Source organism: Globicatella sp. PHS-GS-PNBC-21-1553, from assembly GCF_033564055.1.
Lineage (GTDB): Bacteria > Bacillota > Bacilli > Lactobacillales > Aerococcaceae > Globicatella > Globicatella sulfidifaciens.
In genome coordinates, this window is record NZ_CP085470.1 from 1411613 (window position 1) to 1425148 (window position 13536).

Here is a 13536-nt window from a genome sequence, read left to right on the forward strand (position 1 = left end):
TCTTAAAGATGAAATCATTTCATAGAGGTTATTAATTTATCGTTTATTATAGTGTAGTAAAAATAGAACAGACTTATTAATTATTCTAATTGGGAGGAATAAATGAATTTAGCTCAAATTACAGAGAAAAATATTTATGATGTAATGGCCTTGAAACTTAAAAATAGTCAAGAAACTTTTGTAAGATATCCCCTGTTTTCCTTGGCGGAGAGCTATTACTACCGAGATGATGATACGGTGTTCTTATTTGCTTTAGAAGAACAGGGCAAGGTTGTCGGCTTTGTGTCTCTAATTACTGAAATAGAAGAAAAGACTGTTTATATTTGGAGAATTGTTATAGGAGACCAATTCCAGTCCAAAGGATATGGAAGAAAAGCTCTAAGAAGCATTGAAGATTATGTCCATAGCCTTGAGGGATACGAAAAGATTGTATCGGATTATGTGATGAACAATGTGGCTATGAAGCATCTATTAGAATCTGAAGGATATATTGAGACTGGAAAGCAAGAAGAGTGGAATGAAATCATAATGGCTAAAAGACTAGAGAGATAAAATAGACTAATTATTATTTGATTGGAATTAAAAAATAATGTGACTACTTCAAATTGTTGATATAGTAATCTTTTTAGGCTTAGTTTCTTATGACCAATAAGCTAAAAATTACATGTAGAGACGGTAGCATTACTTACAAGGAACGAAACAACACAGTAAGTAATTACGAAGAACTGTGTGATAGCTGTCGAAGAATGAAGAACTAAGTAAGAAAATGATTCGAGATAGCGAACCGTTTAGTATGTGGTATTTATTGAAAAAACGTATAAGGACGGGATTATTAGACGTTTAATGGATGTCTGAGGGTCTCGTTTTTAACTTTTAAAATGGAGAGTGAACTATACATCAGAATAGGAATCGCATAGTTCTGTGTATCTCTTATTGATATAATGGTTTGGAAGTAAATAATCGTGTAAGTTTTAGTATAAGATATAGGTGTGTTAGGGGCAATTGTGATTAAGAGTACAACGCTTGAAGAACGATTAGGGAACCCAGCACCACAATATGTGCACCGTGATGACGCTGTGTTAAACTCTGTTGGTTTGAAAAATCCGGGGATTAAGACTGTCCTTTCTGAGAAATTACCATTCTTAGCGAATTATGATGTTCCTGTAATCGCAAGCGTGGCGGGGTCCAAAGAAGAAGATTATGTCGAGATGTGTCAACGTATCTCTCAAGCTGAGAATGTCCGTGCGATTGAACTTAATGTTTCTTGTCCAAATATTAAAGAAGGAGGCATTTCTTTTGGCACGGATCCGCAAGTAGTTAAACAATTAACCCAACAATGTAAAGCAGTGACTCATCTACCCATCTATGTTAAGTTGACGCCTAATGTGACGGATATTGTTAGCATTGCAAAAGCAGCAGAAGAGGGTGGGGCTGACGCAATTACAATGATTAATACAATAACGGCTATGGCCTTTAATTTAGAAAGTAGACAACCCATTTTAGGAGGGGTGACAGGTGGGTTATCTGGAACTTCTTTAAAACACATTGCCTTAAGGATGATTTATCAAGTTGCTGGAGCAGTTAAGATACCGATTATTGGAGTGGGTGGCATAAAGACCGTAGATGATGTTCTAGAAATGTATATGGCGGGCGCATCTGCCGTTCAAATTGGGACAGAAAATTATAATCAACCGATGATTTGTCCAGAAATTATTAGCCAACTTCCTCAGCGAATGGATGAATTAGGCATTGAAAGCTTAGAGACTCTAATAGACGAAGTGTCAGTCGCTCGATTTCACGACGGTCGGTAACAGGCTTAAGTGTCCGTGGCGAGCAATCACGACGGAATTATAACAGACTAAATTTCAGTTTATAGTGAACATGCTTAGTAAGTTAATTGGAAAAACTATCTATATATAATTAAGTGAGGTCAGCTAACGTTGATCTCTTTTTCATTTAGTGTAGCAGAGCACTTAAAGGATGATATTTATTTCTCCGAATTAGTCATGTTAACCAAACAAAATAATTCATTTGGACCAACAGAAATATCATATCTAGAGAGTAAATTCATTAACATAGCTATCGATGTAGATAGGTAAGAAGTAAGATATGGAAATGATCCAAACCCTGGAAATGTAACCGAAGAAAAGAATTGCAGACAGAAAAACGCCAAATTAGAAAAAAATAGCCATTCAACACACCGGTGTTTAATGACCAAAATTTCTGTGACCCACATCATTTGACAAAGAACTTTAAAAATAAAAATCCCATTGACTGCCGTAACAATCAATGGGACGTTAATCACGTGGTTTTACCCAAACCTTAATAATCTGCCGATTATCCTCAGTCACTTAACGCGTGATTACGTCTTAACTACGCTTCTATACAAGTCTCATGGTGGTTCATCAAGATTCCGATGAAGGGTCTTTACTTAGTGATCGAAGATGTTGCACTAACCCCTCTCTCTATAAACAACTCAAATAAGTCACACGGTCTTCATTATTAAATAAGTTATAATTCCTTATTCATATCATTAAACGATTAAAGATGCAGGAGTTAGCCAAACGTTATAAAAATTGATTAATAACCTGATGTTTTTACGCGTAAGAGAGGTTGGAATGAACGCGTTAGGAAAATTAATACAATAATACAGCAAAGAGTTTCAGATAGAAACGCTCCTCCATTGACTAGGAATGAGTATACATATGGACTTTGTCCTTCAGGTGCATAAGACCCCCAGAATGACACCCCCGCAATAAAGTGGACGATATAACGAGCTAATGATCCCACAATTGTCGCCATGGAAGCTATCTCCCATTGTTTCACACGATTTGTTGGTTCTTCTTTTAATGCATTTTGCATATAAGGTGCAAAGAAACCAGCGAAACCAATGACTGCAAAAGCGACAAAATATTCAACTACAAATTGTACTAACGTTAATACATACGCATTACCGGTAATGTATTGGAGTAATCCCCATAGAAATCCTCCCAAGCAACCTGCCAATGTACCACGACGTAGAGCAAGAATAATAATTGGAATCATCTTGACAGAAACCTTAAAACTCCATGATGGCGAAGGAATCATCAAATCAAGAAGTAGTGATAAAGCGGCACAGATAGTAATCTCAATCAAAGTTTGTGTCTTAATTTTTGACATAAAAAAACTCCTTTTCTTAACCAACACAAAAAAGGAGTTAAACATCTTGACGCAAGCATTACCTTGATCCAATAAAGGGTATAATCTCAGCCAATATGGCACCCCTTGTTTATGTTGAAATCTATATTTTAATAATGATTCTAACAAAAATAATGAAAAAAGTAAAATTAAATTTACAAACCAATTACTTTCAACTTTTATAACTTAGAAGGTTGCAATAGCCATAAAGATTCCTAACAACATTGCAATTGCTAATAGGACTTATTTTTCCAAAAAGTAATAGCAGGGAGTGGGCAAGAAGTAGAAAATTAAATAATTTTCGCTTCGTCTGCCCACCCCCGCAAAGTTGGGAGTAGACCAGAAGTAGAAAATCGAATGATTTTCACTTCGTCTGCCTACCCCCGCACAGTTGAGACCACTCAACCACTGTGCTATTATTTAACGAACAATAATTTTGACTAAATTTATCAAGTTTATGTCCAGCATCGATAATGGAAACTGTTAAGTAAACCATTAATGACTTTATGAATTGTTTGAAAGACCGGTGTTCTCTTAAAAATTTCTCTTGAACTATCGCTATTTTGAACAGATTCATTAACATGGGAGCAATCCCACTATCAATCGCTTTGAAGTGTTGCGTAATTTCTTTAAATTGTTGCAAAATCACTGATGGAGCTTTATTTTCTTGCATCAACTGTTCAAAGGACTCCGGCCTCATATCAGGTCGACCTAAATCATTTGTTTTTATCTTAAAGTCGATGAGATAATAAAATGACTTTCAATAGGAAATGTATTAGCAGTACAAGATTTAGAAGATGATAAAGATTACTTTGATTATGCAATCTTCGATAGATTCAATTTTATTTCTCCTTTCCGAGACCATTCACTTAATCTTGATAAGTCATCTAACGATGTGATGGTGATCCTAACAATCTCTGAAATAACCATCCTATCCGAATAGGACATTATATCAAAAATATTACTTCAAATTACCTCGATTGTTTTTGAAACTGAGGAAAGTTACGTGCAACAAATTGGGTAATCTTATTGTAACTTTTATACTAGCAGATAGAAGTGTTATAACAGACAAAAATAAAAGAATTGTAAAATCATTTTGCAGGAGACATGGTATGTGGCTCTCTTTTATTGTATAATTTGGGTGTTGAAATTCTGATAAAACTAGAATTTTGATTAATGGTAATGAATGGAAATGATAAAAGAGTGAGGTAATGATTAAATCATGGTGCTTAGTGGTTTGACTAAAGTAAGCAAAGTAATCACTGAATTGTCATTTATGAATAGGAAAGTTATTGTTGTAGATGAGTCACACGGTGTTATTACTGCTTTATATGAGAATCTTATCAAAAAATTGAAGACATAATCTATTTGATAATATTAATTCAATGATTACTTTTGGTTTGAAACATATTACTAAGGATATTGAAAAAATTATATGTTAAGTGATAATAGTAAACAAAGGATAAACTTTAACAAATGATATTGTCATACAAGAGAAATGATTAAAAATGATGGAGTATTCAAACTGTCTAAGTGCCATCTCAAGATTAAACTGGCACTTAAAAACGACATACAACAGATCAGAGTTTCTCTTGGTGAGGACGAGACACGGGTTCACCTTATAGTCGGAAGGTAGCACTAGAATTTAAGGATAGGAAAGGAATGATATTGATGTCACGAGAAACAGAAAATATTTTTAGACAGTTAGAAGTTTTTCTAGACCAACATTCGGGTGAATATGAAAATATTGATGAGGCGATTAATGATTATGTAGCTCGTTTTAATGATGGGTTGATAGACGAACTAGAAGATGATACTAGCAGAGTTTTGGAGTTGTTGGATGAAGCAATGGAAAGTGATGATGCTGATGAGCGCTTAGCACTATTAGAAGAGGCAAATCAGTTGGAACCAGACAACTTAGATATTTATTGTGCTTTATGTTTTGAACGTTATGATGATATAGAAGCTGTTTCATTGATTGAAGAAAAGACAAAAGAATACTTGAAAACCCATCGTCGATTTATTAAAGAAGCTTCTTATGCGGGAGTTGAAAATCGTCCTTATTTTCGTGCCCGCAGATTATTGTTAGATTTCTATAAGGAACAATTGCTTTTTGGAAAAGCTCAAGACACAGCGAGGGAAATCTTACGATATAATCCGAATGATAATTTGGGTGTTCGTTATAGTTTGATGGCGATTTATGTTCTATCTTTCCAACCTACAAAAGCGCGAATTTTTTTCAAAAAAGATTCAATGTATCAAAAGGACGATCAAATGTTATTTTACTTGGCAGTCAGCTTGATTCTTGAAGGAGACCTTAATTATGCCGAACGGATTATTCAGGAGTTATTGGAGATTAATCCTACAATCACTCAATTTTTCGTAACAAAAGAATTTAACAGTTTCTTGGTTTATGAAACGTTGCCGTTCGAACCTTATCAGTTCAATTCAGAAAAATCACTTGCGGTTGCTTTTAATGAGGTATTGAGTTTATTTCAGCATTCCGTATTTTTATATCGGACTTTCCAAAAAATACTAGAAAAAATTAATCCTGAATATTATCAACAATATTATGCTGAAAAATCAAATGGGGTCGCCTTATACAGAGAATCTTATAAATTAGCTGGCACTGGAATCTTTACGAATATTGATAGCAGATATGTTCGTTCGCTATTATCAAAGGGTTTGCGGACGCTAGAGGACTTCCAAACCATAGCAGAACATGAAGTCTTAGCGATTGACGGAATCGGAAAAGGAACTGTGAAGAAGTTGAGAGATAACGGCGTTACATTTAAAGGAGAATAGAAGATTACGATAAGCTCGTTTGCCGGTAGGTAGACGGGTTTTTTGTTGTCATTAAAAATGACCCAGTAGTTACTAGAGAATGTAAGCAATTCAATGAAACGGGAAAAATTGTGGTGGTAAAATAGGGCGAATGAATCAATGAATTTTAGTTAGCTACAAACCGCGAAGAAGAAGTTAACGGTATTAACTTTTTTAATTCTATTGAAGTTATAAAAAATAACTAAATGAGCTGGATGAAACTTCAACTGTTCGGAAATTCCGAATAGTTCGTAGAAAAGAAAGATAAGAAGTTGCGCATAATATTAAACACTATAATCTCGAGATGCTCATTTAATTATAGATAAAGTCCATATAATTGTGTAAAAAGAAAGGGTCACTAATCCCTCCATAACTGGTACAATGTTTTTAGGAAAATAAAACAAACCAGGAGGAATTAAAATGACCCAAGTACATTTTACACTGAATCTCGAAGAAATTCAAAACTTAATTGACGTAGGATAGTGTCAAATTATTGTTGGTCGAGATAGTAATAAACATCTCCCCACAGTTCTTCGCTATCTTCGTATAATCCTGTGAATATGCGGCTAATATTTAATTCTTTCCGATCATTTGATTCTAAATTTTCTTTGTATCCTTCGTGAACATACGTCAAGCGCATTTCCCGATTCTTCCCATCTTGATAAGCTACATGGTCTTTATCGTCTTTAATATATAGGCAGTCTATCTGATGCTTTGCTTTCCCCATTGACAGAACCTTGCCAGTAATTAGTTGATCGTTAAGGCAAAAAATGGAATAAAAAATGTGCTTGTTATTTTTACGCAATATTATGGACTTGACTTATTAGGATAATAAAATAGTTTGAGAGAAAATTTAAAATGAGGGTTATGTCACAAACATCTACTTCTCTGATAGCGATATAAGTTAATAAAAATTCATATATATCTCCTTTGGGGAGATGAAAGTTAGAAATTTGTTTGAATAATCTCCCTTACGGTGATATAATTGTTGTGAAATAAAAATATACCACGGGAGAAAAATAATGATAATCAGAGAACGAGAACTTAACTGGTTAAAAGAATGGAAGAATAAAGATTTAATAAAAGTCATTACAGGTGTTAGAAGGTCTGGAAAGTCTACCATTATGTTTCAATATAAGGATTGGCTACTAGAAAATGGAGTAACTGAAGAACAGATTATTTATTTGAATTTTGAAAATCTAGATACTTTAGAACTTCAAGATAGTGTAGCACTTCATAACTATATTAAAGACAGAACTAAAAGAGATTTACAATATTATCTATTATTTGATGAAATTCAAATTGTTAATAAATGGGAGGTTGCAGTAAATTCTCTTCATCTAGAAAAGAAAATAGATATTGTAATAACTGGTTCAAATGCTCAGTTGTTATCATCCGAACTTGTGACCTATTTAGCTGGAAGATATGTTTCTATTGTTGTCTACCCATTTTCGTTAAGGGAATCCAAATTAAAGGATTCTAAATTAACATTGCAAGATTATATGATTTACGGTGGATTTCCTGGAGTAGTAGGAATTGAAAATAATTACTCTAAAAGCACCATTCTTAATGATTTACTAGATTCAGTATTATTAAAAGATGTCATGTTAAGAAATAAAATCAATAATAGTCATCTATTAAGAGCTTTAGCGAGTTTTATATTTCAAAATTCTGGTTCCATGTTTTCAGTCAGAAAGATAGCTAATACGATAAAATCTGAGTTGGGAATTAATGCAAAAGAAGAAACGGTATCTGTTTACTTAGAATATTTAAAAGAAGCCTATTTAATATATGAGTTGGAAAGATATGATTTAAAGGGAAGAAAAGTCTTCGCAAGAAACAATAAATTCTATGGAGTTGATCCAGGTTTAAGAACTTCATTAATTGCGGGCGGGAACAAAGATTATGGTCATCTTTTAGAGAATCTTGTATTTATAGAACTTCTTCGAAGAGGTTATAAAATTTATACAGGTGAGATAGATGAATACGAAATAGACTTTATTTGTAAAATATATGAGGAGATAATATACATACAAGTAAGTTTGAGTTTGATGGATGAAAAGACAAGAGAACGTGAATTTAGACCGCTACAAATGTTAAAAGATAACTATCCGAAGATTATTTTAAGCTTAGATACGCTCGATTTTTCAAAAGAAGGTATAATAAATTTAAATGCAGAAAAATTTTTGAATGGAGAAATAGATTTTTAAGGCAGTAAAGATAATGATTCATGAGATTGTTTCCAAGACTTAGAAAAGGGGCCTGCTTATCTATAGTTAAGGCTTGATGCATATGGAAAAATGTGAATTGTTGTTAAGAATTGAGCCAAGTAAAATAACAATGTTTATAAAGTAAAGGCCGATTCTATTAAATCTTTATGAGGGACCGGGAGATGAAATTATGCTTGATTATTTGGTTTTCCATCAATTTATGTGAATAGATAAAAAGTTAATGTGAGTCGATAATAATTTTGGAGGCTGTGTAAAAGTTTCGGTCTTTTTTCGTAGTAAAAAAAGTATCTCTTATTCGTAAAATGATAGGATGAAAACGTAAAGTTAGTATTCAAAGGGGAAAATACTATGAATTGGGTGAAAATTGTTGTAGTAATTCTGGTTACGTTGGTTGTGATTTTATCTGGTTTATCCTATCGAACGCTTCACTTTGACTATGGCAATGATCGATTTATGGAAACGAAAGGTAAGCAATTAGAGTTCAAAGAAAGAGTCTACAATATGGAGGATGGTAGCGAAATAGCTTATTTGTAATCCACACATAGTACCAGTCTAAAACCAGAAAATTAGTACCAAGAAAGTAGGAATTGATGATGATTAGAGCGTTTAAAATAGAAGACCTTGATCAAGTGATGAAAATTTGGCTTGATAGCAATCTTGAGGCACATCATTTTATAAATCGTGAATATTGGATAGCTAATGCACCAATGGTTAAAGCGCAACTGTTAGATGCTGAAATCTATGTTTATGAACATGAAAGTGAAATTGTGGGCTTCGTTGGGTTGCAAGATAATTACCTTGCGGGGACTTTTGTAGATAAAAGTATGCGTTCTAAAGGCATTGGTAAGCAGTTACTAGATTATGCAAAAGAGCTTCGTGAGGAATTGCTGCTTACGGTATATCATGAAAATGAGAGTGCCGTAAAATTTTATAAACGTGAAGGATTAACGACTATCTCGCAGGAGATGGATGAAGTCACCAATAAGCTTGAACTTTTAATGCAGTATAAAGCGTAAGATTTTACGGCATAGCCGGTATAGATCATAAAAAGACTTATGGGCATCTCGAGGTCAGACAAAAGAAGATTTTCCAAGTAATACCGTAGATAGAGATTAGGCAAACGAAGCAAAATTCAATCGATTTTCTACTGGTTGCCACTGCCTAAGATAATGAAATTGTATCTGACTAAACAACAGTAGCGTTGTCTCTGCAAAAAATATTTCAAAACACAAAAGAGAGTCTAAGTGGCATGTTCAATAGCGTTGTCCTTAAACTCTCTTTCTTAATGAGTCGGTTTATGACTGAATGGATTTATACTGAGCGTCAGTATAAATATAATCGAATAACAGGTTTACAATCGTTTCGTATTCTTCATAGCTAAAAGATTCTTTGAAATGATCGTAATCATTGATACTGCCATTGCCAATACAACAGGTACAGCAACGACCAATATGAGCCCCATTATGCGGTGGGCGCGTATTGACTAGAAACACCCAATCATGTTCAGTGACATCACCACTCTGACTTCTTCGAAATCTTAAATGTGGCATAATACCAAATTTTTTGATTCCTTTAATAAACTCATCAAAACTACTCTTCATTTCTGGTAACAAACTAACCACTCCTAGTTATTTATTCAATTAAAAAAGCACAACGAGAGTCGTCGTGCCAAATAACTGGAATCGACTCATCTATCTCTTTCGAGTTGGATTTAGCACCTTGCCAATGGTAGGTTGCTGAAGCGTCATTGGGCCAATTCCCTCTGCTTGCTCTGGATAAGTTGTGATTTTTAATTGTATATTGATATTATCATTTATTAAGAGATATTTCAATGATAATTTTATTATGCTATATGAAAGTTGTTTTAAATTGGATAAATAATAAACTTGAACGCAGTTACTTCGATAGCGACTTAGAACAGAATATTGTTGCGTTTTAACTTCGCTTATTATCAGTTGAAAAATCGGTTAATTTCTACTTTAGCTGTTTCAGGCGAGTCTGATCCATGAATCAGATTATAAGTGACATCCGTTGCATAGTCTCCGCGAATCGTACCAGGTGCTGCTTCAAAGACATTCGTTGGTCCCATCATGGCTCTCATGCCTTGAATTACTTCTTCGCCTTCTACCACCATGCCAAAGACAGGTCCTGATAACATAAACTGTTCAAGCTTAGGATAAAAGGGCTTGTCAATCAGATGAGCGTAATGTTCGGCAATGATCGGTGCATCAAGGGTCATCAATTGGGCTTGTACAATTCGGTAGCCTTTCTTTTCAATCCGCGAAATCACTTCCCCCATCAAGCCGCGCTTCAAGCAATCTGGTTTTAACATGATGTATGTTTGTTGACTCATGATTTAATCACTCTCCTAAACCTTATTTTCATCATTATACCAAGAAAATGATGATAATGCGCCTAATATGGTGCTAGCGTATTCATTTATGATTTCAGGTTATGTCGCAAGTATCCTTTTATCATATTTTAGAATAGTGATAGTTTTATTTTTGTGATGGCAACAAAATCTTTTAACATCGTGACGGTGGAGCTCGTGTGATAAGACCTTAAAAAATGGCTTTATAATAAAGTTGTTTTGTAGGCGCTGGTTAACTACCCATTTTTAATCTTTTAAAAAATCAATCCTAATCAAACAACGGTTAACAATAAGGAATACGGTGAGTTAGAAGACCAATCCCTCATTAAGTAGTATTCGATTTTTTAGATGCTTTTTTTGCATTGTCTTGCTGATTGTTTTTGAAATAAATTTAAAAAAGCCATTCAGATGAGAATTCTACTGTGGTTATTTTCATTCACAAGCCCGTGTCTCATTTTGAGACATATTTTGCTTAATTATTAAGAATATATAAAGTTTAGCGAAGTATTTTTCTAAAATTTATGAAAATGAAAATAACACTCAAAAAAGGCTGTTTTCGTGTCTCAAAATGAGACAATTTGAAAATTTATGAAAACACAAAATGCATTATTTTTATCTCGTTTATTACTTTTTGTACGTTTGGAATGCTTACATTGTTTAAAAGGCATTCAGATGAAAGAATTTACCTGATTTTGAAAAATGAAACTTTGTGCAAAGACATGTCTTTGCATGGTTAGATAACGAAAGGAAGTTGGACAAAATTTCAAAAATTCAGTTTAGTTGTATCGGATAATTTTATAAGCGTAATGGTTGACTGGCATCTAGTTGATTTTAAGATTAGTTGATACAAACCAAACGGTACGGGAGTATCAAAAGCAAAACTTATCTTATTTTATACTTCATCTCAATCCCACTTGTTAAGAATTAAATATAGATTTTGACATTTCAATCATCAGAAATGTTTTGTATTAACAAACTAAAATAATTTCATTGATAAGTCTTTTTAGATGCAAGTTTTTTTGAGGAGTGTTAAGATGAATATATCATCAGTTTAGAATGGTTATAATAAACGAGAGGAGACTATTTTATGAAGTACGTAGTAGTTGGAACATCGCATTTTGGATTTGAAGCGGTACAGACAATCTTGAAGCAAGAACCGAGTGCAGAGATTCATTTATATGAAGCAGGTGACCACGCGTCCTTTATGTCTTGTGGTGCTCAATCTTATCTTCAAGGTATTGCTCAAGCTTTAGACGAATTGCATTTTGCTACCAACCAATCTTATGCTGATCAAGGGATTCATATGCATTACTCAACAGCAGTCGTGGGGATTAATCCTGAGTCTAAAACAATTCAAATTAAGGATAACGAAGGTGAGAAGGAAGAAAGCTATGATAAGCTCTTACTGAGTCCTGGAGGCTTTGCACCTGTTCCAAAATTTGAAGGGTATGATTTAGAAAATGTTCATACTTTCCGTGGATGTGAAGATGCAGGAAACGTTAAAGAACGAATGAAATCTAGTAAAAAAGCAGTCGTAATTGGGGCAGGCTATATTGGTGTCGAAGTGGCGACGGCCTACACAGAAGCCGGAATCGAAACGATTTTACTAGATGGTCTAGATCATATTTTACCAACCTATGTCGATCCAGAATTAGCGACTGTATTAGAAAATCATGCCAAAGAAAAAGGTTTAGCTTTCAAAGGGCACGAAAAAGTTGAGAAATTAACCGGTAAAGACGGCAAAGTAACCGGCGTTGTAACGGATAAAGGAGAATATGAGGCCGATACCGTTGTCATTGCGGTAGGAGTTAAACCAGATACCGAATGGTTAAAAGGAATCGTCGATATCGATGAACGTGGATTTGTAGAAATCGATGAATTCATGCGTACTTCTGTCACCGACATTTATGCCGGTGGGGATGCAACTAAAATTATGTATGCACCTACTGGAAAGAAAACCAATATCGCTTTAGCAACGAATGCTCGTCGTCAAGGAATTGTGGCGGCTTTACATGCTTTAGGAAAAGAATCATTAGTGAAGATGTTACCTGTATCTGGTACTTCTGCTTTACATGTTTTCGATTATACGGTTGTCACAACTGGTTTAGGGCATGTGAGTGCGGATAGTTATGATGGTAAGATTGCTTCAGCTTATTGTGAAGAAAAAGTGTATCCAGACTTCATGCGTCGACCAGGAACTGTTCATATGAAGATTTACTTCGATGAAGACACGCATGTGATTTTAGGTGCACAATTTGTCTCTATTCATGATGTTGCGGATTCCATCAATGCGTTATCGATTGCGATTAATGCTAAATGGACGTTAGAACAATTAGCAATGGTAGACTTTTTCTATCAACCAAATTATGACCGTCCATGGCATTATGTTCAAGTGCTTGCTCATCAAGCATTAGGAAATCAATTTGGTGGGGCAGACAAGATTTTATTCTAATTCAAACAAATTAATTTCTGCACTCTCTTGTGGAAATGAGGCTGGGCAAAACTTTTTAAATTCTGTTCAGCCATATCTATTTAATTCAGAGCGCAGTGGTTGAGTGGTCTCAATCTGCGTCTTAACTTAGCTGAGAACAAGCTTGAAAAATCCAGTCAAATTAGTGCTTATTCATTAAAAGCGCAGTGGTTGAGTGGTCTCAAATGGCGTCTAAACGACTTGTTTGAGGCCTACTCAACTGTGCGGGGGTAGGCCGACGAAGCGAAAATTATTCAATTTTCTACTTCTGGTCTACTCCCAACTGTGCGGGGGTAGGCCGACGAAGCGAAAATTATTCAATTTTCTACTTCTGGTCTACTCCCAACTTTGCGGGGGTGGACAGACAAAGCGAAAATCATTTGATTTTCTACTTTTGGTCCACTCCCATTTGAATTAGATGAAATTCTTTATAAGAAGTAAAATAGTAAAAAGTCTTTAAGTAT

At 34.5% G+C, this 13536-nt stretch carries 13 protein-coding genes and 2 riboswitches; of the genes, 8 read left to right on the plus strand and 5 right to left on the minus strand.

Annotation, left to right across the window (positions count from 1 at the left end; genetic code table 11):
• Positions 1 to 102 precede the first annotated feature (102 nt).
• Together LB888_RS06720 and LB888_RS06725 are read left to right on the plus strand one after the other, a co-directional pair.
• Entirely contained in the window at positions 103 to 552 is a 450-nt protein-coding gene (locus LB888_RS06720) for a GNAT family N-acetyltransferase (protein WP_318752337.1), read from the plus strand.
• A 437-nt stretch (positions 553 to 989) separates the two neighbouring features.
• The gene (locus LB888_RS06725) at positions 990 to 1811 is read left to right on the plus strand and encodes a dihydroorotate dehydrogenase (protein WP_318752338.1); all 822 of its coding nucleotides are present in this window, start codon (positions 990 to 992) and stop codon (positions 1809 to 1811) included.
• 769 nt (positions 1812 to 2580) lie between these two features.
• Here LB888_RS06725 and thiT read toward each other — a convergent pair.
• Both thiT and LB888_RS06735 read right to left on the minus strand, forming a co-directional pair.
• Positions 2581 to 3159 (minus strand): energy-coupled thiamine transporter ThiT, encoded by a 579-nt coding sequence (gene thiT, locus LB888_RS06730; RefSeq protein WP_318752339.1) that lies wholly within the window; start codon positions 3157 to 3159, stop codon positions 2581 to 2583.
• A 27-nt stretch (positions 3160 to 3186) separates the two neighbouring features.
• Positions 3187 to 3275, minus strand: a riboswitch (TPP riboswitch).
• Between the two features lie 266 nt (positions 3276 to 3541).
• Positions 3542 to 3877: a hypothetical protein gene (locus LB888_RS06735; RefSeq protein ID WP_318752340.1), complete on the minus strand. Its 336-nt coding sequence runs from the start codon at positions 3875 to 3877 to the stop codon at positions 3542 to 3544.
• A gap of 971 nt (positions 3878 to 4848) precedes the next feature.
• Between LB888_RS06735 and LB888_RS06740 the strand changes: the two genes are divergently transcribed.
• A complete protein-coding gene (locus LB888_RS06740; RefSeq protein ID WP_318752341.1) occupies positions 4849 to 5982 on the plus strand; it encodes a helix-hairpin-helix domain-containing protein in 1134 nt (377 codons plus the stop codon).
• Positions 5983 to 6490: 508 nt separating this feature from the next.
• On the opposite strand, the gene LB888_RS06745 is transcribed toward LB888_RS06740, so the two are convergent.
• The gene (locus LB888_RS06745; protein WP_318752342.1) at positions 6491 to 6727 is read right to left on the minus strand and encodes a UPF0236 family transposase-like protein; all 237 of its coding nucleotides are present in this window, start codon (positions 6725 to 6727) and stop codon (positions 6491 to 6493) included.
• A gap of 295 nt (positions 6728 to 7022) precedes the next feature.
• Here LB888_RS06745 and LB888_RS06750 point away from each other — a divergent pair, with 295 nt between their 5' ends.
• The 3 genes from LB888_RS06750 to LB888_RS06760 all read left to right on the plus strand — a co-directional run bounded on the left by LB888_RS06750 (position 7023) and on the right by LB888_RS06760 (position 9247).
• Positions 7023 to 8210 (plus strand): ATP-binding protein, encoded by a 1188-nt coding sequence (locus tag LB888_RS06750; protein WP_318752343.1) that lies wholly within the window; start codon positions 7023 to 7025, stop codon positions 8208 to 8210.
• A gap of 369 nt (positions 8211 to 8579) precedes the next feature.
• On the plus strand, positions 8580 to 8765 hold the full coding sequence (locus LB888_RS06755; protein ID WP_318752344.1) for a hypothetical protein: 186 nt from the start codon (positions 8580 to 8582) through the stop codon (positions 8763 to 8765).
• A gap of 56 nt (positions 8766 to 8821) precedes the next feature.
• Positions 8822 to 9247: a GNAT family N-acetyltransferase gene (locus tag LB888_RS06760; protein WP_318752345.1), complete on the plus strand. Its 426-nt coding sequence runs from the start codon at positions 8822 to 8824 to the stop codon at positions 9245 to 9247.
• A gap of 279 nt (positions 9248 to 9526) precedes the next feature.
• Here LB888_RS06760 and LB888_RS06765 read toward each other — a convergent pair whose 3' ends face one another.
• Together LB888_RS06765 and ndk are read right to left on the minus strand one after the other, a co-directional pair.
• Positions 9527 to 9844 (minus strand): hypothetical protein, encoded by a 318-nt coding sequence (locus LB888_RS06765; protein ID WP_276647944.1) that lies wholly within the window; start codon positions 9842 to 9844, stop codon positions 9527 to 9529.
• A 71-nt stretch (positions 9845 to 9915) separates the two neighbouring features.
• Positions 9916 to 10013, minus strand: a riboswitch (SAM riboswitch).
• Positions 10014 to 10182: 169 nt separating this feature from the next.
• Positions 10183 to 10584: a nucleoside-diphosphate kinase gene (gene ndk / locus LB888_RS06770; protein ID WP_318752346.1), complete on the minus strand. Its 402-nt coding sequence runs from the start codon at positions 10582 to 10584 to the stop codon at positions 10183 to 10185.
• 1105 nt (positions 10585 to 11689) lie between these two features.
• Between ndk and LB888_RS06775 the strand changes: the two genes are divergently transcribed.
• Positions 11690 to 13054, plus strand: a complete 1365-nt coding sequence (locus LB888_RS06775) for an FAD-dependent oxidoreductase (protein ID WP_318752347.1) — start codon at positions 11690 to 11692, stop codon at positions 13052 to 13054.
• A 99-nt stretch (positions 13055 to 13153) separates the two neighbouring features.
• Positions 13154 to 13306: a hypothetical protein gene (locus LB888_RS06780; RefSeq protein ID WP_318752348.1), complete on the plus strand. Its 153-nt coding sequence runs from the start codon at positions 13154 to 13156 to the stop codon at positions 13304 to 13306.
• Positions 13307 to 13536: the final 230 nt, after the last annotated feature.